Consider the following 25572-nt stretch of genomic DNA (forward strand, 5'->3'; position numbering starts at 1 on the left):
GTACAAAATTTTAGATTTTAGATTTTCATTTTGAACGGATTCTTTCTTAAAACAAAAAGTCCCCGGGGCAATACCTCGGGGACTTTTTGTTTTAAAATTTAATGAAACACTTTTTTTAAGGTTTCTATAAATTAATATTTAGGCCTAAAATTATGTTTCTTCCTTTGGTTGTATAGCCCAAAATTTCGAAATAATCTTCGTTGAGTAAATTGCTAACATTTGCAAAAAGCTTTAATTTATTTTCGATTATTCTGTGACTGAAATATAAATCGATTAAAGAAAAAGCATCCAATTGCACATCTTGGTAGGTTGAAAAATCGGTATCTGTTCTTTTACCAACAAATTGATAATTTATGGATGCAATTGTATTTTTACAAAAATTGTATCCTAAGCTTGCATTGACTTTATGTTTTGGCACTCTTAGGCGCACACCATCTTTTACTTCAGTAAAGGTATAATTGGCACTTACCGTTAAATCTTTAACCAGGCTAACCTCCGTTTCTGCCTCAAAACCGTGAACCGTTGCTTCTGTGGTAGCATTTTCATAAGCACTGGTATAAATAATCGTATTCTGTTCCTTTCGGTTAAAATAAACTCCATTTAAACGAACCCTTTGTTTTTGGCTGAATTCAAATCCGCCTTCAATGGTTTTATTCTCTTCTGGCTCCAGGTTAGGGTTAGCCCCAAAAAAACCGAATAATTGAGATAAATTAGGTGCAATAAACGAGGTAGCATATGAGCCAAAAACCTTAGCATAGCCGTCGTTTACCGAAATGCTGTATGAGGGATTTAGACTATATACAAAATGAGAGCCATATTCACTGTGGCTGCTAAACCTTGCACCAGTGTTAATGTTCAAACCAAAATCAGACACATAAACCATATTGATGTACGGATCAGTGTTGGTAAAACCTTCCTCTGCACCAAACAAACTTTTGTAATTACCATAATTTACACCCAAAATGGTATAGAAGGCATCATTAAAGACATATTTGTTAAAAGCATCGAATACATAACTTTCTGCTTCATGTATTGAAGAAAAATCGGAGATGGTCTCACGGTCAATCTTGGTATAAGCAGCATTAATTTGAAAACTTCCATGTTCATAGCTAATTTTCGGAGACAACCCTACTCGCTTTTGTTGTGAACTATATTTATAGTCCGTATCTGAAAAAGTGTAAGTTGGCGGTGGGAAACCATCAATATCAGATTTAAAATTATCATAACTCGCAAATGCTGTCAATTCAAAAGATTTATAAAACCCATAACCTAATTTCATATTGATATTATACCTCGAAAAAGGGTCTTTCTCTGGGTTCTCAGATTTTGCCCCTGATAACCCATCGGCATATCGGTTTCCAAAACTTGCCAAATAGGCCAGCTTCTTAACGGACCCATTAACAAAAACGTTATTGGTAAAACTAGCTCCGTTATAATTCAAATCATCTTGAGTTTGGTTAGTTCCAACAGCGGTTAAAAAACTTCCTGAAAAACTATCCTCTGAAACCTTTTTTGTGGTAATGTTTATCACCGCAGTAGCAGCTGCATTTCCGTAAAGTGTACTGGCCGCCCCTTTTATGATTTCTATTGATTCAACAGTGTTTAAATCTAATAGCCTTAAATCATAATCGTTTGAAACACTTGAGGGGTCGTTTATTTGAATGCCATCAATGAGCACCAAAACCTGTCGATTGTTTCCACCCCTAATGTAATTTCCAAGATTTTGACCTTCCACACCTCGGCTTCCGTTAATTTCTATACCACTTTTTGTATTGATTAATTCGGAAATGGAACGGCCTTGATTGTTTTCAAGTTCTTTTCTGGAAATCTTAACAACCGTTTTCCCTGAATTTTCTCTTTTCAATTCAAAACGGGAATCTGAAACTACAATTTCATCTAGCTGTTCCACCTTTGTTGAATCGATTTGGTTTTGCGAAAAACCAAAAATAGACATACCAAAACACAGCACGCCTAAAACATTTGTTTTTTTGTTCATTTTAATGAATGATTGCTCGAGAATCGCATGGATTATCATACGCAAACTTTTATCCCGAAAGTTTAACTTATAAATTTTGAAAAAGGCAGGTCTCCTGACTTGCGTATCCGTGCTGGTCTTCCCAAAGTTATCATTGCCAATCACGCTTTTTGGCACGATGTGGCAATCTCTTACTTCAGTGACACTAAAAGTATAACACGAATCTCTTTTAAGAGATGCCCAATCAAGTTGGGCACTATGCTTACAGTTGCGGGAACAGTTCTGGAATTACACCAGATTCCCTTTTAATCTATCCACGTGAAATGGACAAAACCAAATTTCAATACAAAAGTAATTTATTAAAAGAAATTGCACCCATTGAAATTATTTTTTCTTGCTCATTTTATAAACGAGGTAAATAAAGCCCAAAAGAAAATGGGCTATAATGACACCAGCAACTATGTATAGTGTTAAATTTGAACCATCTCGCATAAGATTAACTTTAACCAAATGTATAGTTTTTGCAAAAGGAAATAAGTTACCTATGTTACTTGGCTAGAGGTTAAATTTAGGGTCAGATGTTTCGTGGTTATAACAATTAGTCTTATTTTTGAACTATCAAAAAAACATCATCTCATTATGGGTTCTTTATTTAGTAAAAGACAGTTAATCATTATAGCTTTTATAGCAGTTGCTATTGTATTTCGCCTTGTACCTCATTTGCCCAATGTTACGCCAATTACGGCCGCTGCCCTGTTTTCGGGAGTTTATTTTACTGATAAAAAACTAGCTTTTATAATTCCGCTATTAGCTATGGCCATCTCTGATATATTTTTAGGTTTTACGCTAACTTCGGCATTCGTTTATACTGCCTTGATTTTGGTTGGATTGATTGGCATCTATTCTAAAAAAATGAACTTTAAAAGCATTTTAATTAGCAGTATAAGCTTCTTTCTTATAACCAATTTTGGTGTTTGGCTAATTTGGTATCCGTTAAACTTAAACGGTTTATTGGAATGTTACACCTTGGCCATTCCGTTTTTTAGAAACTCATTAATCGGTGATTTCTTTTTTGCCGGTGTTCTATATTTTGGATTCAATTTTGTATCGAACAGATATTTGAAAGTAGCCTAATCGTCTTCAAATTCTTGTCAAAATAATTGATTTCAATTTTCAAGCATGACTAAGGCGTTGCGCCTCTGGTTGAAATTCGCTATATTTAAAGGATTGATTTGCTCCTAAAATCAACCTGATACAATCATTTTTTTCAATTTTCATTCCCTTGAATTGATAAAGGCTAAAAGTTATGGACTTTTACTAACATTAATCTTGGCATTATGAAAATTAAGCTTGCTATCCTATTTACATCAATAGTTGTATTGTTTACCCTTCTCTTTAAAATTTCTCCCGAAGAAACATACGATTACTCAAAAAAGATTGGAGCAAATTCAATAAGCTGTACACCGGCAAATTTTTTGTTAAAAAATGTTGATACTACAAAGCAAATTGCTCCTTTATTCGAAAATTTAGGAACCCACGCTTATAAAGTAAGCACGAATAATGCCCTGGCACAAAAGTTCTTTAACCAAGGTTTAAGGTTAACCTATGCATTCAACCATGCCGAAGCCCATCGTTCGTTTATGGAAGCGGCAAGGCTAGACCCTAATTGCGCCATGGCGTTTTGGGGACAAGCCTATGTTTTGGGACCTAATATTAATGATCCATTGCCAGATGAAGAACGCAAAAACAAATACAACGAAGCGATTAAAAAGGCCAAATTATTGGCAGAAAATGCTTTGTCTAAAGAGCAGGCATTGATAGAAGCATTGTCACACAGATATTCCACCAATCTAGAAGCTGAAGTTGAAGGCTTGAATAAAGCCTACATGGAAGCCATGACAGAAGTTGCGAAGAACTATCCGAATGATGCCGATATTTTAACGCTATTTGCCGCTGCTGTAATGAATACCGTGCCGTGGAATTATTGGGACAAAAAAGGCAATCCTTCCCCGAACATTCCAGAGGCAAAAACTGCTCTTGAGCAGGCCATCAAAATAAATCCGAATCACCCAGGGGCACACCACTATTACATCCATATGGTTGAACTCCCAAAACCGGATTTAGCCGTGCTCAGTGCCGAAAAACTGGGTGGTTTAATGCCTGCCGCAGGCCATATCGTACATATGCCATCACACATTTACATTAGGGTTGGCAGATATAAAGACGCTGTAACTGCCAATCAAAAAGCGATTCTCGCGGATGAGGATTATATCTCACAATGCTTTTCACAAGGTATGTACCCGCTTGGTTATTACCCTCACAACATTCATTTTTTATGGTCGGCATCAAGTTTATTGGGTGCGAGTGATATAGCTATAGATGCAGCAAAGAAAACTGCCGAAAAAGTTCCCGTTGGAGAAATGAAAGAACTTCATTTTTTACAAAATTTTGCCTCTACACCACTTTTGGCCTATACTAGATTTGGTAAATGGAACGACATTTTAACGTTTCCAAAACCTAATAACGAAATCAAACATTTAAAACTTATTTGGCACTACGCGAGAGGTGTCGCCTTTGTTAGAAAGAATAATGTAAAAGAAGCACAAGAAGAACTTGACTCCATTGCCGACCTAAAAAAAGACCCAGAAATGGAAATAATAATTGCCACTGGGTTTGATTCTGGCACAACCATAGCCGCTTTAGCTTATGAAGTTGTAGCTGGGGAAATTGCGTCAGCAAAGAACGATTTGGAAAAAGCCATTAAACATTTTGAAAAAGCCGTAGAACTTGAAGATGCCCTCATCTACAACGAACCTTCCGCATGGCATATACCGACAAGACAAAACTTAGGAGCTGTCCTTTTGAAGGCTGAAAAATATAAAGCCGCAGAAAACATTTTCAAAGAAGACCTAGATATTCTCCGACAGAATGGTTGGTCCTTAATGGGCTTGCACAAAAGTTTGAAAGCGCAGGGAAAATTAACCGAGGCTGAGAAAATAAAATACGAATTTGATGTGGCTTGGAAGGATGCAGATATAGCGTTAAATACTTCCATTTTATAATAACAACGTTTTCCTTTTTAAATAATTAAACCACAAATACCGATGTATATTTCTATAAATTCTTATCAAATTTTAAGATATATATTAGTTGCAAACATTGTAAAAAAGTGTAACATGATACTTTCAAGGCAGATTCTAACCATATTATTGTTGTTAAGCACATTAGGGTGCAAAAAAGCATATGATCCAAATCCTGAGTTAATTACAATTGATTTAGAAAGGGGCGATTTCATTCTATGCAGTGCAGGTCGGTTCGGTGATGTTGACTTTTTAACATCATGCAGTGAAAATACTAGGGAAACATTTAATCTTGCTATCTCTCTTTTACATTCTTTTGAATATGTTGAAGCTGAAAAAGCATTTGTAAAAGTTATTGATGCTGATCCTAGTTGTTCCATGGCCTATTGGGGTGTCGCTATGAGCATATATCACTCACTTTGGATGCAATCGGATAAAAGTTATTTGCAAAAAGGTGTTAAACTTTTAGAAATCGCAAATAAATTTCAACTGAGTGAAAAAGAAAAAGATTATTTAGATGCCATCTGCGTTTTTTATATGGATTGGGAAACGGTGAAACCGGAAACCAGAAAGAATCTTTATGAAAAGAAAATGGAAACTCTTTACCACAAGTATCGAAATGATGCCGAAACTGCTATTTTTTATGCTTTGGCGTTGCGAGCTGCTGCCAATCCTAATGATAAAACATATGCAAAACAAAAAAAATCCGGCAAAATTCTGGAAGACCTTTTTGAAAAATATCCAAATCATCCAGGAATTGCACATTATATTATCCATAATTATGATTATCCAGAATTAGCATATAAGGCACTGAACACCGCAAGACGTTATGCCCAAATAGCTCCTGCTTCTGCACATGCCCAGCACATGCCTTCCCATATATTTACGCGATTGGGGCTTTGGGAAGAATCAATCAAGTCAAATATAAACTCAACTGAATCTGCCCGTTGCTATTCGGAAAGCATTAATCCCTCTGGTCATTGGGACGAAGAATTACATGGCATGGACTATCTTGTCTATGCCTATTTACAGATTGGCGACAATTCAAAAGCAAAAGAACAATATGATTATTTAAAAACTTTTGACCTTGTTTTTCCAGCCAATTTTAAAGTGGCTTACAGTTCTGCCGCCATTCCAACACGTATTGCCATTGAAAACAAAAATTGGTTGGAGGCATCGACTTTACAACTTCCCAAATCAAATATTGATTGGGGTTCATTTCCATGGCAAACTGCCATTCTTCATTTTGGTAAGATATTGGGGCTAGTTCATATTGGTAGTATTTCTGACGCAGAAAACGAACTTGAAATACTAAAAGGGTTACACCAGGAACTTGCTGACCAAAATGATAATTATAAAGCCAATCAAGTTTTGATACAAATAAATTCAGCTGAAGCCTGGATTAAATTTGCCAAAGGAAACCGCAAAGAAGCGCTAGTCTACATGTTAAAAGCCTCTGAATTAGAAAGCAATACATCCAAACATGCTGTGACACCCTGTGAAGTATTACCTGCAGATGAGCTTTTAGGTGATTTATATTTGCAATTGAATGAACCAACCCAGGCCCTAAAAGCCTATGAGTTTAGTTTGAAAAATCATCCCAATAGGTTCAATAGCATATATGGAGCTGCGACTGCTGCCAAATTATTGGGTCATGAAAATAAATCAAAACATTATTTTGAATCACTTGTTAAACTTACCAAAAATGCTGGATGTGATAGACCTGAGCTAAATGAGGCTAAAAAAAACTTAAATTTAATTTAATAAGGTTCAATACTTTGTAAAGTTTTTCCAAATTCTCATCAATTTATAATTCCAATACTTAATCATGAATTTAAAAAATTTATCTTTGGGATTATTTTCTTTATCCAAAATGAGCGATAGCCTTATTCTTATTCTTGCCATTTTAATTTCTTCGGCCATTGGCGGCTATTTAGGAATGCTTTTCACCAAACTGAAGAGTAAAAGTGAACAAAGCACGCTTGAAGAGCGCCAAAAACAAATGGGTTTGACCATTGAAGATTTAAAACAAAATTTGACTAAAATTGAATTGGAGCGTGAAGAAATTCGTCGTGAAAAGGAATTGTTAAATTCAGAATTGGCGAGGAAAAATACAGAATACGAAAACCTTCAGCAATTAAATTTACAGCGTGATAAAGAAATTGAAGAACGCCAAGAACAACTTCGAAAAGATTTTGAACTTTTGGCCAACAAAATTCTAGAAGAAAAGTCCAGTAAGTTTACCGAACAGAACAAGGAAAACATTAAAAATATATTGAATCCGCTTCAAGAAAAAATCAAAACCTTTGAAGAAAAAGTAGATTTAAGCCAAAAGGAAAGCATCAGCATGCATTCGGCCTTAAAAGAGCAGTTGCTCGGCCTGAAAGACCTCAACCAACAAATGACCAAAGAGGCCAGTAATTTGACCAAAGCTTTAAAGGGCGACAGTAAAATGCAAGGCAATTGGGGAGAGCTTGTTTTGGAGCGCGTTTTGGAAAAATCTGGTTTAGAAAAAGACCGCGAATATTTTGTTCAGCAAAGTTTCACTTTGGCCAATGGTTCGCGGGTATTACCCGATGTGGTTCTACATCTGCCAGACAACAAGAAAATGATTATCGACTCCAAAGTATCTTTAACCGATTATGAGCGTTTGGTAAATGCTGATGATGCCGATAAACCCCAATACCTCAAAGCCCATGTAAACTCGGTAAAAAAACATGTGGATCAACTTTCGGAAAAGAACTACCAAGACCTTTACGATATTGAATCGCCAGATTTTGTATTAATGTTTATTCCTATTGAGCCCGCTTTTGCCGTAGTGGTAAATGAGGATAATTCCATTTACAATAAAGCTTTCGAAAAAAATATTGTCATTGTTACGCCATCAACCCTTTTGGCCACATTGCGTACCATTGACACCATGTGGAACAATGAAAAACAACAACGAAACGCCATTGAAATTGCACGTCAAGCAGGAGCTTTATACGATAAGTTTGAAGGCCTGGTGAATGACTTAACAGGTGTTGGTAAAAAAATTGATGCTGCAAAAAGCGATTATTCAGCTGCTATGAACAAATTGGTTGAGGGCAAAGGAAACCTTATTACAAGCGTTGAAAAACTGAAAAAAATGGGAGCGAAAGCCAAAAAATCGCTTCCAGAAGCTATTATAAAACGATCTCAAGAAGACGAATAAACTCAAAAACATGTTTAAACACGCCAAAGAATCACAAGTAACCATAACCCAACTCATGCTGCCATCACATTCCAATTTTAGTGGAAAAATACATGGTGGGCATATTTTAAATTTAATGGACCAAATTGCCTTTGCATGCGCGTCAAAACACTCCAGGCATTATTGCGTTACGGCATCCGTAAATCGAGTTGATTTTTTGAATCCCATTGAAGTAGGTGATTTAGTTACTCTAAAGGCATCGGTTAATTATACTGGACGAACTTCTATGGTTATTGGATTGCGCGTTGAAGCTGAAAATGTTCAAACAGGCCAAGTAAAACATTGCAATTCTTCATATTTCACGATGGTTGCCAAAGATGAAGATGGCAGAAATGTAAAAGTACCGGGATTGATTTTAGACAGTAAAGACGGTGTGAGACGCTTTGCCAGAAGTATAGCAAGACAGGAACAGGCCAAAACAAGAAGCACCAAATTCAAATCTTCAGAATTTAAAATTGAAGAACATTTGGACCTTGTAAAGACCCAAAATGTCAAGCTAGAGTTGATGTTGTAATTGGCTATTGGAAAGTCAATCTTAAAACAGCATTTGGCGTAAAGCCCAACGAACGTTGCACAATTTCGTCAACACTTTCATTATCCAAACGGTAATAATTATTCACTTGGTTTTCCCTATCTAAAACATTCCATATGGAAACACCAAAATACCCTGTACTAGCTTTACCAAGATTAAAATTATACAGTGCAGACATGTCTAGTCGGAGATAATCTTCTAAATTAGAATTGTTGGTTGGCTCATAATTTATGTCGCCATCAACAATCTCATTACCAAAAATAGGTCGAGTTGTGGGTTTACCAGAATGCCAGTTCAACCCTGTTGATATTTTTAAATTAGACCATGTATAGGTTGCACCAATAGTAGCCGTATGCGAAATATTATAATTGCTAGGGAAATAATCTGGTTCCAAACTTTCAAACAAATACCTATTGCCCATGTATGAATAGCTCAACCAAGTATTAAAACCATCAATATGCTTTCTAACTAGCAAATCTAATCCCTTAACATCATAATTACCACTTTGCCTTTCAAATTCATATTGATTTTGAAACCCTTGACTTTGGGTGGTAATACCCTTTACTTGCTTATAGTATCCCTCAAAATTTATAAGCCAACCTTTATGGCTATAACTGAGTCCGCTTGATATTTGTCTACTTCTAATTATTGGAATGGTGCTGTTATTGGACATTTGCCATCTGCGTTTTTCAATACCTAAAAAATCATTTTGCAGATTAATGACCTGAGATGCATTTTGGTTTTTGAACTCACCTAAAACATCCAAAGTAAGATGCCTGAAAATACGTTGACTGAAGCTCAGTCTTGGCTCCCAAATTGATTTTTTAAACTTATCACTATAATTATAACGAACACCGAAGTTTATGTTGGTATTTCTGTTGGAAGACCTATAGCCCACTTGCGAAAAAATAGCATGGGTCCTTACAACTTCAGATACTAGGTTTCTAAACAAAGGCACATCAACATCATCTAAATTTGTAATTTCGGTTTCAACAACATGATAGCCAACCAACAATTGTAAGTTTTCGAATAAATTATAGTCAGCCTTAATTTTTGCACTCGTTTCAGATACTATGTTTTCTTGTAAAAATCTTTGTGAATCCAAAATGTTGGCATTAATGGCCCTGAGTTTATAATCGGTTTCAAACACTTCAAACGTTGTTTGCAACCTATTGTTCCAAAATCGATTGTAGTGCAAAGCGCCCGCAATACTGTTTTGTTTTAAGCTGCTTTCCCTAGTTTCTTCCTCTTGGTTTACAACGGCATTTTCATCAAATTGAAGTTGATTTGACACATTGATAAAGTTTAACCGCAACTCATCTTTATCGCTTATTTTATAAATCCACCTTAAAGAGGTGTCGTAAAAATCAAATTTTTTACCAGTATTGGTTATAGTGGTGGCATTATTGGCAACCTCTGTATTCTGTGCTATTCTATCAAAAAAAGCGGTGTATGTAGGCGTTTCAACAAAATCGTTTATGGACTTTCTTGCTGCTATTTGAATGGACGATTTGTTACCAAGTGGTGCATCTACAAAGGCATTGACATCCGTTAAGTTAATACCTAATGTTCCTTTAAATCGGGTGTTTATTTCTTGCTCTGTCTTCATGGCAATAGTACCTGAAACACCATCGGTATAGCTTGCATCACTTCCATTCTTTACCAAAGAAACCGTTTGGGTTATCTGCGGATTGTACATCGAAATCAACCCAAAGAAATGGCCCGATTGGTACATTTTTATGCCATCCCAAAGGATTAGATTTTGATCGTGCGTACCACCCCGAATATTGATGTTTGAAACTGTTTCATTAATACTTTGAACACCTGGAAAAGCTTGAACCGATTGCAAAACATCGTTATCAATAACCCCGGGCAAAATATCGAAATTTGAAAAATCAATTTCGTAAGACCCTCGACTTAATTTATTGATACCACTAGTTATATAATTTGAAATCAAAACTTCAGACAAAGATTGAAAGTAAGGTACTAGAAAAATATCATCACATCCTGTTTTTGACATTTGATTTGGAGATATATCAATAGGCCTGTAACCTAAAAATCGTATGGTAATTGGTTCTAAAGGACTTTCAATTTTTATTTGAAAAAAACCATTATCATCGGTTATTATAGAATTGTTTCCTGATTGAACGGTAGCGGCCAACAATGGTTGAAGATTATCTCTGTCTTTCACATAGCCACAAAATTGAAGTTCAATTTTTTTCAACTGAACCAAAATGACGCCTTCAGACATCATTGAATAAGACAACCCTGTTTCAGCTTCTAGGTACGTTAAAGCCTCTGAAAGCGATAAACTTTTTGCTGGAGGCACCAATAAAATGTTTTCTACAGTGTCTTCCGCATAATTAAATTGAATGTTATATTGCTCTTGAAGTATATTTAATACACGTGAAAGTAATTCTTGTCCATCCTTGTCTTGGGCATTGACGCCAAGCTGGACAAAAAACAGTAAACTAAAAAAAATAAATGCTTTTTTAATTTCCTTTCCCATGAATAATTACCAAGTTTGAAGAACTCAATTCGTAGGTGATATTCATTGGTTTTGTAATATAAACAAGCGCTTTTTCAAGGTCATCATGGGGGAAACCACCTGTAAATAATCTGTTTACATCAATATTTTTAAAAGTAACTTGAATATCATATTGTCTTTCCAATTCAGATAAAACCTCTTTAACGGGAATAGCGTTAAATTCACTCATGTTATTAGTCCATTTTGGCATCAAGGCTTTTGTTTTTCCTTCACTAAACGCGCCATTAAGAATTTGATATGTATCTCCGGCCAACAACCTTCTGGTTATGCTATCTGAAACTACTTTTACAATACCTTCAAAACATTGTACCTCAAAATAGTTATTGCGTTGCTTAACATTAAATTGGGTACCAACAACAGTAACTGTTCCTCTGGTTGTCTTTACATCAAAGGTTTTTCCTTTAGCAACTTTAAAATAGGCCTCTCCATCTAATTTTAAAGCTCTATTGTCATTCCAGTTTTTGGTATTGTATTCAATTGAAGACAAGGCGTTTAATTCAACTTTCGAATGGTCTGGCAATTCAATTGTTGTTTTTTGACCGGCCAATGTTTCCACATATGTGTTGCTATTGAAGACGAATGTAAAATAAAGGCCCAAAGCCACAACAATAACGCTCGCTATCTTTAAAAATGGCTTAAACCAATTTAATTGCTTAACTTGACTTTTTGAAGCTTTATATTTATCCTTAAATGTATCAAAGTCTTGCAATTTATTAAAATGGGAGGCTTTAAAATGGCTTGCATTTTCAATGATATATTGATTTAGAGCAGCATCATCTAACTTATCGAATGCCTGTTTCTCGGTATCGCTAAGTTCGTCTTTCAACCATTTTTTTATTAAGTTTTCTCTATCCATGTATCCTTAACTTTCTTATATAACAATTTGATAACAAAATCTCCTGATTATTTTATTTTAAATCCTTCCAACTCATTTCTCAAAGTGTCAAAAGCACTATAAATTCTGTATTCTACAACCTTTTGCGTTACACCTAAAAGGTCGGCAATCTCCTTGTGTTTTTTCCCTTCAACCTTACTGAGCAAAAAAGCCACACGCTGTTCCTCACTTAACTTTTCTAAAACATTTTGATACCGCTGTAAAAATTGTTCTTTTTCCAATATAAACTCAGGATTTTCATTGGTATAATTCTTTGGCTTTTCCAAATGATATTTTAAAACCACTTTTTGGTGCTTAATTTCGTTCAACATCAAATTATTTGCCACGGTGAACAAAAAAGATTTGGCTTTGCTTAAGGTTACTTTTTTACAATTGTCCCATAACTTAATAAAGGCATCCTGTACCTTATCAGTCGGATTATATTGCTCACCGTATTTGTAATGTAAAAAATTTTGAAGGTCTTGAGCATACTTGTTATAAATACGCTCAAAAACAGCGTCTTCACAAATATTGTCGTTAAGTTCTTTTGGCAAGGTTCTATTTTTGGGCTAAAGTTATGTAAAAAAAATATTAAAATTTTTCAGGAGTTTTGAAATAACTGTTGTTCCATTATAAAAAGCTTCAATAAACCCTTTAAATTTTTGCTATGATTAATCCAACTAACCTAACCGAATTGGTTCATTCGTTAAAAGAAAAAGAAATCATCTACCACAGAATGAAAATTGCCCACCTTTCCAAATCAATTTTGGAACACCCAGAGGAAAAGTCACTGTCAATTTTCTTAAAACAATCCCTTGAAAGATTGGATGTCCTTTTAACCGCATAACCAAGGTTCTTTATAATTGACAAACACAAGCTCCAATATCTTGAATCAGAAACCAAAAAATATAAATAATTTAATTAGTCTTATTTCCCAAATCAAGGAACGGGAAATACACCTTTATGAAGAAAAAATCAATTATCTAAGATACTTGACTCAAACCGACCCAAATAATAAAGTTTACGCCTACCGGTATCAATTAACGCGTGTCAGGTTTGAAAACCTTATTGAAACAGCAAGAAGATTAAAATATCTAGAAATAGACTCAAAAAATAAAAATTAATTTTTTTTCAGGAGTTTTTAATCTTAAGTTGTTTCATTATAAAATGCCCCTAAAAACGAAAAAAACAAAAATGAAAACATTAATAAAAATCGGTTGGTTCTTTTCCCTCTTAATGCTTATAGTTTTTACATCTTGCAGAACAGAGGAATCAGAATTTATACAAACACCACCGGAAGAAGGCTTGACACTAAACTCTTCGGTTGCAGACTTAATGCAAAAAACGTGTACCAATGACGGCTCCAACGATAACATTATTGATTACGCCAATTGTTTCAATGTAAAATTGCCTGTCACGGTAACTGTAAATAGCATTGAGATGGACATAAATTCTGAGGAAGATTTCGATAAAATTGAGTTTATTTTTGATGATTCTGATGATGACGTTGATACCCTAACAATTTCTTATCCAATTCAAATAGTATTTGCCGATTTTACTGAAATTACAATTAACAGCAATAGTGAATTGGCTAATTACGCAAGCCATTGTAATGGTGAAAATGAATATGATGACGATATTGAGTGTTTGGATTTTCAATACCCCATAACTGCTTTTTTATATAACTCCAACAATGAAATAATCGACTCTATAACTTTAGATTCTGATAGGACTTTATACAATTTCATTAAGAATTTAGATCAGTTCGACTTGGTATCAATCAACTTTCCTATTTCGGTAGTACTTTCAGATGACACTGAAATAGTCATCAACGATTTGGTTGAGTTGGAAAACACCATTAAGGCCTATGACAACTCTTGCGATGAAGATGATGATTATAACTACAACGATGATGATTGCAATAATTGTACTCCAAGCGACTTAATTGATTTATTAACGGGCTGTTCAGGCTGGATTGTAGACAAATTGGAACGTTACGGCAATGACTATGATGATTACTACAAAGATTATCTATTCAATTTCCATACAGATGGAACCATTTCAGTGTACTATGCTGGCGGAACAGATTACGGTACCTGGTCTGCCTCTGGTTCAGGAAACAATATAGTTATCACAATCAATATCCCCGAATTACCATACTGTAATAATGATTGGATTTTACATGAAATATCGCAGTACTCTGATTCTAAAATTGATTTAAGAGTTGGAGACAATGACAGAATTCGATATGAAAATACTTGTATATAACCCCAAAATTTTAACCATTTTAAAAATGAAAACTATGAAAACAAAATTTATTTATGGACTACTTACCATGTTATGCTTCTCGCTAATGTCATCGACCTGTTCCCATGATGATGACGATTTAAACATCATTGACAATAGCGCGGAAATCAGTGAAATAAAAAACACAGTTGAAAATAACAGTTGGCAGATAACCAGCTTTGTGGACTCTGGAGTTGATGAAACAAGCCACTATACAGGTTACTCCTTCGCCTTCAATTCCAATGGTACGCTAACAGCAACCAAAGGAAGCGAAACCGTAAACGGAACGTGGTCTGTAACCGATAGTAATGATAGTGACGACGATAGCAATAGTAGTGACGATATTGATTTCAACATCAATTTTGCATCGCCAGCTATGTTTAATGACGACCTAACTGAAGATTGGGAAATTGTAACCCGTAGTGCAACAAAAATTGAATTAATCCATATAAGTGGAGGTAATGGTGGAACAGACACCTTAACCTTCCAGAAAATTTAAGCTAGTGGAAATGCTCAATATGAAAAAGAAAGATTTTTCAATTATCAAATCTCTTTGTAAAAAGAGAGAATATTTGGTTGGCTAGCTAAACTGCTCCGGTGTTGATTTGTCGGGGCAGTTTAAAAATTTTAACTTCGGATAATTAGTTGAAAAATTTAAAATCATATGAAAAAATGGTTAATATTAGTTGTCTTTATTATTGCAGGGATAAGCATATATGCCTACTTGAACAAAAACCACAGAGATATAGCCAGCGAGGCCTCAAGCTTTAATCTCAGTTCGGAAAAACTAATCGCAGAGTTTTCTATCAACCCCATAGATTCAGAACAAAAATACCTCAATAAAACTATCGAAGTTTCAGGTTTGATGACAAACCTAAACCCCGACAATCTTACCTTAAACGATAAAGTATTTTGTCAATTTTCAAATGAAATTAGACAAACACCATCAAACAATTCCCAAATTATAATTAAAGGACGGTTTATAGGCTATGACGATTTATTAGAAGAAATCAAATTAGACCAATGTACAATTATTAACAATTTATAACACGAAAAAATCATGAAATCAAAATTACCAACCTTCGTTTTAATATTTCTTGGAATATTGAATATCAATTCTCAAACCACTGAGACTTATCAAATTAATTGGGCCATTGGCACAAATGGTCCTGCAGCCAACAAAACAATTGAAGTTGGAGATACCATAGAATGGGTATGGGCTGATAGTTTCACGCACAATGTGAATTCAAAACCCGGAAGTGCAGAAACTTTTGATAGTAACTTTCATAGTGGTATTGGATATACATTTCCATACACATTTACAGTTGTGGGGACAAATGATTATCAATGCGACCCTCATTTCACATCCATGTTTGGTACAATAACGGTAGTTCCTGAAGGCACACTCAGTTCGAATGACTTTTCAATCAGCGAATTTTCAATATCACCAAACCCAGTAGGAACTACTATTAACTTAAAATCGCTAAATGAAATAGAAATACAAAGTATTTCCATTTACAATTCTTTAGGGCAAAATGTCTATTCAAGCAACACCATTAGGAATTCAGTTGATGTAGCGCACTTAAACAAGGGCATCTATTTCTTAACCCTTAAGTCTGACAAAGCGAGCCACACCAAAAAGTTCTTAAAACTCTAAAGCTATTTTATGAAATATATTATATTCATATTATTCCCCATTTTGGCATTCTCACAGGATGATTTGCTTAATGAAATAGACACTGACACCGCAAATTCATCAGTTGCTACGGCCGCCTTTAAAGGCCTAAAGATTGTGAATTTTGAGTCGACCAAACTAGTCGCAAAAAAGGAACTTACATTCATCGTATCACATCGTTTTGGGAGTGTTGAAAATGGTATTGACGATTTTTTTGGATTGGACAATGCCGTCACTAGGCTTCAATTTGTTTATGGTATATCTGATTGTTTTAACATAGGTGTGTCCAGAAGTTCACTATTTAAAATATACGATATCACAGCAAAATATAGACTTATACAGCAGCGCGAAAATGGCTTTCCTTTTACTATTGTAGGCTTTAATGCCATTGTTATCAACACCGGTTTGGATAAGATTAGCCTGCCCTTATTAGAGTTCAAACATCGTTTGGGCTATACCACACAGTTGCTTATATCTAGAAAGCTCAATTCCAATTTAACCCTAGAGTTGGCACCTACATTTTTTCATGAAAATTTTGTGGTAATAGATGAGCAAGACAACGCCCAAATGGCACTCGGAATTGGTGGAAGATACAAACTAGGGAAACGGTGGTCCATTAATGCCGATTATGGCTGGCATCTTAATAGAGCCCGTAATTCGCCATTTAACAATCCGTTGTCCATCGGGTTTGACCTAGAAACTGGTGGCCATGTATTTCAAATGCATTTCTCAAACGCGCAGTCTATGAACACCAATGGCTTTTTAGGACAAGCCGAAGGCGATTGGGGCGATGGCAACTTTTATTTCGGATTTAACTTAAGCAGAAGATTTTAAAAAATTAATCCCTTAAAAATTGAAAACTATGAAAATCAAAAAATTAATTTATCCAGTAATTATGGCATTGATGATTTTTGGCTGTTCAAGCAGTAGCACGGAAGACCTCAATGATCAAAATCCCAATCCAGATCCTAACCCAATTACCAAGGTTACTTACGATGCCGACATTAAATCAATTATATCCAGCAGATGCATTGGATGCCATGGAAATCCACCAACACAAGGCGCTCCGTTTTCCCTTACCACCTATAACGACGTAAAATCTAGAGTTGCTGGTATAATTAGTCGCATTAAAAGCTCATCAAATCCTATGCCCCCGGCACCTAATAGCCCCCTAACACCAGCTCAAATTGAGCTTATTGAAAAGTGGCAAGCCGATGGACTTTTAGAAAATTAGGAATGATATTTGAAACATACCTTTTTAAATATAAAAATGGCGCAAAACTCTTTAAAATGAAAAACCTTATTGTCTTATTATTTTTTCTAAGCTTAAATGCTTTTTCACAGAACAAATACCTAACAAAAACGGGTTCGGTTACTTTTGAAGCTTCTATTCCCTCTTTTGAGGAAGTAAAAGCGATCAACAATTCTGTAACCGCCATTACAAATTTAGAGAATAATGAATTTGCGGCACTGGTTTTGGTTAAGGGTTTTCGGTTTAAAAATGCCCTTATGGAAGAACATTTTAATGAAAATTATGCCGAATCTGACAAATACCCAAAAGCTACTTTTAAAGGTGAAATCTCCCAAGTATCAAATAAGCATCTAATTGATGGCACTTTAACATTTCATGGCAAATCCAAACAACTTAAAGATATTCCTGTTACCTATGTTATGAAAGAAGGTATCATTATGCTCTCAGGTAGTTTTAATGTAAAAGTTTCCGATTTCGATATAAAGATTCCGAAGATTGTACAAAACAAAGTTTCTGAAAGTGTTAATGTATCCTTTGTTTTTGACCTTGCGTCCAAATAGAAAAAGCCGCTATAAGCGGCTTTTTCATTTTATTTACTTAAGTACATTTTTCGTCTTGAATACAGATCGTAAAACTGGTCGTCCTTCAAGCTATCAATAAATAAGATACTTTCACCTGTACTCTTCATTTCAGGACCAAGTGTTTTGTCAACATTAGGGAACTTATTGAAAGAAAACACTGGTTGTTTGATGGCGTAGCCTTCCAATTGCGGGTTGAATGTAAAATCCTTAACTTTATTCACACCCAACATCAATTTAGTGGCATAGTTTACATAGGGCTCTTTATAAGCTTTCGCGATGAACGGCACCGTTCTGGATGCTCTTGGGTTAGCCTCGATAATATAGACAATATCATCTTTTACGGCAAACTGAATGTTAATTAAACCAACTGTATTAAGCGCTAAGGCAATCTTTTTTGTATGGTCCTTTATTTGTTGCATAACAAACTCACCCAAGTTGAACGGCGGTAATGTTGAGTTACTATCGCCCGAGTGGATACCACAAGGCTCGATATGTTCCATGATACCTATAATGTAAACCTCTTCTCCGTCACAAATGGCATCGGCTTCAGCTTCAATGGCACCTTCTAAATAATGATCTAAAAGCAGTTTGTTGTTCGGAATGCTTTGTAGCAAGCTAACAACATGTTTTTCTAACTCCTTTTCGTTGATTACAATTTTCATTCCTTGTCCGCCCAATACGTAAGATGGTCTTACCAAAATTGGAAAATCCAATTCTTTTGCCACTGCTAACGCTTCATCAGCAGTTTCAGCCGTATCAAATTTTGGATAAGGAATGTTGTTATCTTTTAATAAAGTAGAAAAACTTCCTCGGTCTTCAGCCAAATCTAGTGACTTAAAGCTTGTTCCAATGATTTTTACACCGTAGCGATCTAATTTTTCAGCAAGTTTTAATGCCGTTTGCCCACCAAGCTGAACGATAACACCTTCTGGTTTTTCATGCTTAATGATATCGTAAATATGTTCCCAGAATACGGGTTCGAAATAAAGTTTATCGGCAGTATCAAAATCAGTTGAAACCGTTTCGGGGTTACAATTAATCATAATGGTTTCATAACCACATTCTTTTGCAGCATAAACACCGTGTACACAGCAGTAATCAAACTCGATACCTTGCCCAATACGGTTTGGTCCCGAGCCTAAAACGATGATTTTTTTCTTCTCAGTTACTATACTTTCGTTATGTGCATATCTTTTACCATCGGCCGTTTCCATATCACTTTCAAAGGTTGAATAGTAGTATGGTGTTTTGGCCTCAAACTCGGCCGCACAAGTATCAACAAGTTTGTAAACCCTGTTGATACCCAATTCCTCTCTTTTGTTGTAAACCTGACTTTCCAAACAACGCAGCATGTGGGCGATTTGTCTATCACCGTAACCTTTTTGTTTTGCTTCAAGCAACAAATCTTTTTGAATGGTATCGATATTGAAAGTCGATATTTCTTTTTCAAGGAAATATAATTCTTCGTACTGCTTTAAGAACCACATGTCTATCTTAGTAATCTCGTGGATTCTACTCAGCGGAATGCCCATTTTTATAGCATCGTAGATGATGAAAACTCGATCCCAAGAAGCATATGTAAGTTTTTCTATAATTTGCTCGTAGTTGGTATTTTCTTTACCATCGGCACCTAAACCGTTACGCTTAATCTCTAATGACTGTGTAGCTTTGTGCAGTGCTTCCTGGAACGAGCGCCCAATACCCATTACCTCACCGACGGCTTTCATTTGAAGGCCCAAAGTACGGTCGGATCCTTCAAATTTATCAAAGTTCCAACGCGGTATTTTTACAATTACATAGTCTAAAGTAGGTTCAAACAATGCCGAAGTTGACTTTGTAATTTGGTTGTTCAATTCATCCAAATGGTAACCCAAAGCCAATTTGGCTGCAATTTTTGCAATCGGGTAACCTGTGGCTTTACTTGCCAGTGCAGAAGAACGCGATACACGTGGGTTGATTTCAATAGCGATGATATCTTCATTTTCATCCGGAGAAACCGCAAACTGCACGTTACAACCGCCTGCAAAATCACCGATACTGCGCATCATGTGTATGGCCATATCACGCATTCGTTGGTAAGTTCTATCACTCAAGGTCATGGCTGGGGCTACGGTAATAGAATCTCCAGTATGGATTCCCATAGGATCCATATTCTCGATAGAACAGATAATAACCACGTTATCGTTTGAGTCCCTTAACAGCTCAAGTTCATATTCCTTCCAGCCAAGCAATGCCTTGTCTATCATCACCTCATGGATAGGAGAAATTTCTAAACCATTACGTAATAGTTTATCGAAATCTTTTTCATCATAAACAATGGACGCTCCGGCTCCACCTAAAGTAAACGAAGAACGGATACACAAAGGAAAACCAAACTCTTGTGCAATTTCCTTTCCTTTAAGAAATGAAGTTGCAGTAGCTTGGGGCGCCATGGGCACACCAATTTTTGTCATCAATTCCCTGAATTTTTCCCGGTCTTCGGTAATGTTTATCGCATCAATATCAACACCTATAATCTCAACTCCGAAATCTTCCCAAATTCCTTTTCCATCGGCCTCAATACATAGGTTTAAGGCTGTTTGTCCGCCCATAGTTGGCAAAACAGCATCAATTTGTGGATGTTCTTTTAAAATCTTAATTATCGATTTGGTAGTCAAGGGAAGCAAGTACACATAATCGGCCATTGATGGGTCCGTCATGATTGTAGCTGGGTTGGAATTTATCAAAACCGTTTCAATTCCATCCTCTCTTAAGGACCTAAGGGCTTGAGATCCTGAATAGTCAAATTCACATGCTTGCCCAATTACGATAGGCCCCGAACCAATAATTAAAATAGATTTTAGTTTTTCGTTTTTCGGCATTTTCTTTCTGGTTATATGTTGGATTTTAATTCGCTACAAAAATAGGGATACGCAGATATAAAAAAAGGCGTTACACTTAAGTAACACCTTTATATTATCAACAATTGTTAATCATTATTTTTTATGTCTAGCTTCAGATGACACAGATAATCTCTTTCTACCTTTAGCTCTTCTACGCGCCAATACCTTTCTACCGTTAGCAGAAGCCATTCTTTCTCTAAAACCGTGCTTGTTTCTTCTTTTTCTTTTAGAAGGCTGAAATGTTCTTTTACTCATTATCTTATATCTTTAAAACTGAATCGTATTTTCTTAATCTATGGCTTCCTTCAAAACCGAGGGCAAATATACAAAGGCTTTATTAGTTTGCAAACCTTTTTTTTAAAATATTTCTTATTTTATTTTCAACTAATTAAACACAGCCTAACACCTTTATTTAATTGGGAAAATCATTATTTTTTGTTGCATGGCAATATGCTAAATCTAATAAAAATTTAGTTTCTTTGCAGTCTAAAATCACTTTTAAGGGTCTTTTTCAATAAAAACCAACTCGAAAATCATTTCAATTTACTAGAATTATGTTCAATAAAATTATAAAACTCATCATTGCCGCAGGTATTATCGCCTATGCTATTTATCAATTTACCGAAGGATATATAGGCAATGGTATTATGTTCATACTTTTATCATTAATTTTTATTTTTCTCTATTTTAAAAATGAATTTATCCTTCTTGCATTTTTACGTTTAAGAAAGCAAGATTTTATTGGTGCGAAAAAATGGTTGGATAAAATTAAAAACCCTGAATCTGCATTAGTAAAAAAACAACAAGGTTATTATAACTATTTGCACGGCATCATGGTATCTCAAACCAATATGAATGAAGCCGAAAAATATTTCAAAAAAGCGGTTTCGTTAGGATTGACCATGGACTATGATTTGGCTATGGCTAAGTTAAATTTGGCCGGTATTGCTTTTTCGAAAAGAAGAAAGCAGGAAGCACAAAAATTGCTTTCCGAAGCCACAAAACTTGACAAACGAGGCATGCTTACCGAGCAAATAAAGATGATGAAAGATAATATGAAGCGTGCACAAATGCCTAACCAACATTATGGTGCAGGCGCTTCTTTACGCGCGCAAAAAAGAAGAGGCTAGATTAGAGGGGACCACAACCTACAATACGATTCTTTTAGTTTTTCTAAGTTAGGTCTATCACCCCACTTAGCGGGTTCAATTTTCTCGCAGTCTTTTAAATCTTCAATGAATTGTTGCTTTAAGGTTTTACTTTGTTCAATGTTGTAAATAAAAGCGTTGACCTCAAAATTTATATTGAAGCTTCTATAGTCCATATTTGACGTTCCAACGGTCGAAAAAATATCATCCACAACCATAGTCTTTGCGTGAACAAAACCTTTTGTAAACCGATAAACTTCAATATTGGCCTCCAATAACTGCTCTAAATATGAGTTTGTGGCATGCTTAACCATCCATGAATCAGACTCTTTTGGAATAATTACCTTTACCTCAACACCACTTTTTGATGCCACTTGAAGCGCCATAATCATTTGGTCGTTAGGCACAAAATAGGGCGTTGTAATGTAAACATAATCTTCTGCGGTGGTGATGGCCGTAAATATGGCCTCCATAATATAGGCCCAGTCGGTATCAGGCCCACTGGCTGCAATTTGAACGGCTACATTGTCATTACAGTCAACTGCTGGAAAATATGATTTGTCAATTTCTAATTTCTGACCTGAAACAAAATGCCATGTGGTTAAAAAATTAATTTGCAACGATTTAACGGCCTCACCAACAATTCGAAGGTGTGTATCGCGCCAAAATGAATTGTTGTATTCATTTACATACTCATCGGCAATGTTGACACCACCAACATAAGCAACTTTTCCGTCAATAACTGCAATTTTGCGGTGATTTCTGTAATTCATTTTACCCGTGAATCTTGAAAAAATAACAGGCATAAAAGGGTAAAACTCAATACCAAAATCATTTAAAGTTTGCTTTGTTTTTGATGATAACTTGCTACCAACATCATCATAGGTCAATCTAACTACAACACCATCCTTGGCCTTGGCACACAAAATCTCCAAAATTTCCGTCCAGATGGTTCCATCCATCACCACATAATATTCCAAATGAATATGGTGTTTTGCTTCCTTTAAATCTTCTAACAAGTATTCAAATTTTGCGTCACCATTTTTTAAAATTTCTATTTTGTTACGCAGCGTTAAAGGTGAAGTTTTATCACTATAAAGGAGTTTTACCAATTTCGACTTACCATCAAGGAAATTGTCAACTTTCTTCACCTCTCGTTCATCAAGCTCCAATTCATCGTTTATGGACTTAATAACCGATTGATTGAGTACATGTTTTCTGCTAAAAATTTTATTCTTGCGATACTCCTGCCCAAAGAGATAGTAAATAAGCAACCCCAGAAAAGGGAAAAAAACCAAAACAACAATATAAGATAGTGTTTTGGTTGGGTTGATATTTTTAAGCACAACCGTTATAACCGCAGATATGGCTATAACATAGTTGAGAACAATTAATATAATCCAGATATGGTTTGCCAGAAATTCAACCACCAAAGATTAGTTATAATAGCCCTTTTCAGGAATATCAATAAAATATTGTTTTCTCGACCTATTGTTTAAATGGGGTTCGCGCAACCAAGGGTTATGTATTTTCAACAATTTGTAGTTAATGCCAAATTGTTGGGCAAACTTTGTAAAATCGGTTACAGCCGTATCAACCTCAACTTTGTAAGTTGGCACTTGAGAATACAAATCTTTCTCCCTAAAATTGAAACCATATTTTCCTGGGTTTGATAAAATTTCCTTTAAGGCCACGATTCTAAAAACATAACGACCTGTTTCTTCACCCAACAACAAATCGTAATAGCCAGAAACACCTTGCTCTTCCAAACGTCTTGAAACCCCAGCATTTCCCGCATTATAAGCCGCCGCCGCAAGGGTCCAAGAACCTAAATCTTCCTTAGATTTCAAAAGGTATTTACAGGCAACCTCAGTTGCTTTTTCCAAATGATAACGCTCATCAACATTGTCGTTAACCTCTAGGCCATTTTCTCTTCCTGTGGCCGGCATAATTTGCCATACCCCTCTTGCTCCTGCTGGGGAAACCGCATTGGTCAGTCCACTTTCAATAACAGCTAAATATTTAAAGTCATCTGGCACCCCGTATTTTGCCAAAATTGGTTCGATAACCGGGAAGTACTTTTTGGCACGTTTAAACATTAACAACCCGTTGCTCTGCCAATAAGTGTTAACCAAAAGCTCTCTGTCAATTCGTTCTAAAATATCCGGATTTTTAATCGGCATGGGTTCTCCCGAAAAATTTAAATCTTCGGGAACTTGAATGGCATAAACATTATAATCGTTTATGAGCTTTTTTTCAAAGTTTTCATCGGTTGGTGCGTCTTGCAGCGCGTAAATAAATAGGGCACATAAACTTAATAATCCCACCAGCGCCAACGCTTTCTGTACTATCTGCATCTTTAAAAAGTTTTGATAAAGTTAAAAAAAATCGACCTAGTTATCTAAAATTATTCTTGGTAAATTTTCATTGAACCATTTATGCTTATTAATAATCATTATATGCGTTCCATTTTTAACAACAATACAATGATCAATGTATTTAATTGGAAAGACAGGATCTTGGTCACCATGTATATGCACAATATCCGACCGGTAATCCTTCTGGCTCCAACAAACCATATTTTCGATAGCCCAGCTTAAATATTTATTGTCATTGACAGAAAGGTACTTTTTGTAAAGTTCAAAACGTTTGGAAACAGTTGATCCAAAAATATACTTTTCAAAAAGCTCCATCTTGCTAGCCAGTTGCGTTGGAATAATTTTATAAGCACCTGTGTTTTTGACCAGAATCATTTTTTTGGGCAATTCAGAAGAAGACTTTACACTTGAAATAATGATAAGTTTTCTGGCATTGATATGCTTATCCATTTCTTGAACCAAAACTCCCCCAAAGGAGACACCCACCAAAACTACATTGTCGTGCTTAATATTTTCGCAAATCCGCGAAGCATAATCGCTAATCGACTCATTTTCAGAAGGTATCATCCATTCCAAGAAATGCATTTCAAAATGACTTTCTGGCAACTTAATATACTCAAAAATTTTAGGGCTCGCTGCCATTCCTGGCATAAAATAAACATGTATTAGCTCTTGAATCATAGGGCATTAACCTCCCATTTCCTTTATTTTTCTGATTTTTTTTCGTAATTTTGTACAAAGTTATACAAATAGTATTCACTTTCTACATTCCTAAAAATTAAAATAAGTTATCATGGTTGAAACAGCAGAATTAATTGACAATGAATTCTTGCGTCAATATGAAATTAAAATTGACGGTCATTTAGCAAAAATTGAATACTCATTGCAAGAGCGAAAGATTTTTTTAACCAAACTGATTATTCCCGAAGACCTTAAAAACGAGACCTTTAAAAAAGATTTTTTAGCTCTTGTTTTTAACCAAATTGAAGGACGCAACCTAAGTGTAGTTCCTACCAGTCCTGAAATTGCAAAATTTGTGAGAAGCAACAGAAAGTATAAGCGTATGCTTCCTGTTGGTGTTAGAATTTAAATGTTTGATTTAAGAATAAAAAAATCCGAAACATTAATC

General features: G+C 35.4%; 24 protein-coding genes and 1 riboswitch. Of the genes, 15 read left to right on the forward strand and 9 right to left on the reverse strand.

The genetic code is table 11. The features are described from left to right. Positions 1-124: 124 nt before the first annotated feature. Positions 125-1996 (reverse strand): TonB-dependent receptor plug domain-containing protein, encoded by a 1872-nt coding sequence (locus ACB104_RS09460; protein WP_370478208.1) that lies wholly within the window; start codon positions 1994-1996, stop codon positions 125-127. A gap of 67 nt (positions 1997-2063) precedes the next feature. Then, positions 2064-2328, reverse strand: a riboswitch (cobalamin riboswitch). Between the two features lie 286 nt (positions 2329-2614). Here ACB104_RS09460 and ACB104_RS09465 point away from each other — a divergent pair. The 5 genes from ACB104_RS09465 (at position 2615) to ACB104_RS09485 (ending at position 8801) form a co-directional block, all read left to right on the forward strand. Continuing rightward, on the forward strand, positions 2615-3109 hold the full coding sequence (locus ACB104_RS09465; RefSeq protein ID WP_370478210.1) for a DUF6580 family putative transport protein: 495 nt from the start codon (positions 2615-2617) through the stop codon (positions 3107-3109). 203 nt (positions 3110-3312) lie between these two features. Beyond that, positions 3313-5037, forward strand: a complete 1725-nt coding sequence (locus ACB104_RS09470; protein ID WP_370478211.1) for a tetratricopeptide repeat protein — start codon at positions 3313-3315, stop codon at positions 5035-5037. Between the two features lie 114 nt (positions 5038-5151). Continuing rightward, complete coding sequence (locus ACB104_RS09475) at positions 5152-6819, forward strand: tetratricopeptide repeat protein (RefSeq protein WP_370478213.1); 1668 nt, start codon at positions 5152-5154, stop codon at positions 6817-6819. Between the two features lie 109 nt (positions 6820-6928). After that, positions 6929-8248 (forward strand): DNA recombination protein RmuC, encoded by a 1320-nt coding sequence (locus tag ACB104_RS09480; protein ID WP_370479082.1) that lies wholly within the window; start codon positions 6929-6931, stop codon positions 8246-8248. A 10-nt stretch (positions 8249-8258) separates the two neighbouring features. Next, a complete protein-coding gene (locus ACB104_RS09485) occupies positions 8259-8801 on the forward strand; it encodes an acyl-CoA thioesterase (protein WP_370478214.1) in 543 nt (180 codons plus the stop codon). 4 nt (positions 8802-8805) lie between these two features. On the opposite strand, the gene ACB104_RS09490 is transcribed toward ACB104_RS09485, so the two are convergent. The 3 genes from ACB104_RS09490 to ACB104_RS09500 are packed head-to-tail and all read right to left on the reverse strand — an operon-like array spanning position 8806 to position 12795. Beyond that, a complete protein-coding gene (locus ACB104_RS09490) occupies positions 8806-11328 on the reverse strand; it encodes a TonB-dependent receptor (protein ID WP_370478215.1) in 2523 nt (840 codons plus the stop codon). After that, on the reverse strand, positions 11312-12223 hold the full coding sequence (locus ACB104_RS09495) for a FecR family protein (RefSeq protein WP_370478217.1): 912 nt from the start codon (positions 12221-12223) through the stop codon (positions 11312-11314). The genes ACB104_RS09490 and ACB104_RS09495 overlap by 17 nt, the downstream gene beginning before the upstream one ends. Before the next feature lie 47 nt (positions 12224-12270). Beyond that, a complete protein-coding gene (locus tag ACB104_RS09500) occupies positions 12271-12795 on the reverse strand; it encodes an RNA polymerase sigma factor (protein WP_370478218.1) in 525 nt (174 codons plus the stop codon). A gap of 113 nt (positions 12796-12908) precedes the next feature. Between ACB104_RS09500 and ACB104_RS09505 the strand changes: the two genes are divergently transcribed. The 8 genes from ACB104_RS09505 to ACB104_RS09540 all read left to right on the forward strand — a co-directional run bounded on the left by ACB104_RS09505 (position 12909) and on the right by ACB104_RS09540 (position 18014). Continuing rightward, entirely contained in the window at positions 12909-13088 is a 180-nt protein-coding gene (locus tag ACB104_RS09505) for a hypothetical protein (RefSeq protein WP_370478220.1), read from the forward strand. A gap of 347 nt (positions 13089-13435) precedes the next feature. Then, a complete protein-coding gene (locus tag ACB104_RS09510; protein ID WP_370478221.1) occupies positions 13436-14509 on the forward strand; it encodes a hypothetical protein in 1074 nt (357 codons plus the stop codon). Positions 14510-14543: 34 nt separating this feature from the next. Then, positions 14544-15026, forward strand: a complete 483-nt coding sequence (locus ACB104_RS09515; RefSeq protein WP_370478222.1) for a hypothetical protein — start codon at positions 14544-14546, stop codon at positions 15024-15026. A gap of 165 nt (positions 15027-15191) precedes the next feature. Continuing rightward, positions 15192-15575, forward strand: coding sequence for an OB-fold protein (locus ACB104_RS09520; protein WP_370478223.1), 384 nt, complete (start codon positions 15192-15194; stop codon positions 15573-15575). 12 nt (positions 15576-15587) lie between these two features. Next, on the forward strand, positions 15588-16184 hold the full coding sequence (locus ACB104_RS09525; protein ID WP_370478225.1) for a T9SS type A sorting domain-containing protein: 597 nt from the start codon (positions 15588-15590) through the stop codon (positions 16182-16184). Between the two features lie 9 nt (positions 16185-16193). Continuing rightward, entirely contained in the window at positions 16194-17036 is an 843-nt protein-coding gene (locus tag ACB104_RS09530; RefSeq protein ID WP_370478227.1) for a DUF5777 family beta-barrel protein, read from the forward strand. 28 nt (positions 17037-17064) lie between these two features. Continuing rightward, a complete protein-coding gene (locus tag ACB104_RS09535) occupies positions 17065-17436 on the forward strand; it encodes a hypothetical protein (RefSeq protein WP_370478228.1) in 372 nt (123 codons plus the stop codon). A gap of 56 nt (positions 17437-17492) precedes the next feature. Then, a complete protein-coding gene (locus ACB104_RS09540; RefSeq protein WP_370478230.1) occupies positions 17493-18014 on the forward strand; it encodes a YceI family protein in 522 nt (173 codons plus the stop codon). Between the two features lie 29 nt (positions 18015-18043). On the opposite strand, the gene carB is transcribed toward ACB104_RS09540, so the two are convergent. Both carB and rpmH read right to left on the reverse strand, forming a co-directional pair. Beyond that, on the reverse strand, positions 18044-20896 hold the full coding sequence (gene carB, locus ACB104_RS09545) for a carbamoyl-phosphate synthase large subunit (RefSeq protein ID WP_370478231.1): 2853 nt from the start codon (positions 20894-20896) through the stop codon (positions 18044-18046). A 114-nt stretch (positions 20897-21010) separates the two neighbouring features. Further along, entirely contained in the window at positions 21011-21172 is a 162-nt protein-coding gene (rpmH, locus tag ACB104_RS09550; protein ID WP_188651059.1) for a 50S ribosomal protein L34, read from the reverse strand. Positions 21173-21471: 299 nt separating this feature from the next. Between rpmH and ACB104_RS09555 the strand changes: the two genes are divergently transcribed. Beyond that, positions 21472-22047: a DUF2892 domain-containing protein gene (locus tag ACB104_RS09555; protein ID WP_370478233.1), complete on the forward strand. Its 576-nt coding sequence runs from the start codon at positions 21472-21474 to the stop codon at positions 22045-22047. Here the strand turns inward: ACB104_RS09555 and cls are convergent. From cls to ACB104_RS09570, 3 genes are read right to left on the reverse strand one after another with little or no spacing between them, the layout of a single operon-like run. Beyond that, on the reverse strand, positions 22044-23495 hold the full coding sequence (gene cls / locus ACB104_RS09560) for a cardiolipin synthase (RefSeq protein WP_370478235.1): 1452 nt from the start codon (positions 23493-23495) through the stop codon (positions 22044-22046). The genes ACB104_RS09555 and cls overlap by 4 nt on opposite strands. Positions 23496-23501: 6 nt before the next feature. Continuing rightward, complete coding sequence (locus ACB104_RS09565) at positions 23502-24422, reverse strand: lytic transglycosylase domain-containing protein (RefSeq protein WP_370478236.1); 921 nt, start codon at positions 24420-24422, stop codon at positions 23502-23504. 36 nt (positions 24423-24458) lie between these two features. Beyond that, positions 24459-25124, reverse strand: a complete 666-nt coding sequence (locus ACB104_RS09570) for a lipase family protein (RefSeq protein WP_370478238.1) — start codon at positions 25122-25124, stop codon at positions 24459-24461. Between the two features lie 112 nt (positions 25125-25236). Between ACB104_RS09570 and ACB104_RS09575 the strand changes: the two genes are divergently transcribed. Next, a complete protein-coding gene (locus ACB104_RS09575; protein ID WP_370478239.1) occupies positions 25237-25533 on the forward strand; it encodes a GNAT family N-acetyltransferase in 297 nt (98 codons plus the stop codon). Positions 25534-25572 lie beyond the last annotated feature (39 nt).

Source organism: Tamlana flava, from assembly GCF_041287255.1.
Classification (GTDB): Bacteria; Bacteroidota; Bacteroidia; order Flavobacteriales; family Flavobacteriaceae; genus Tamlana; species Tamlana flava.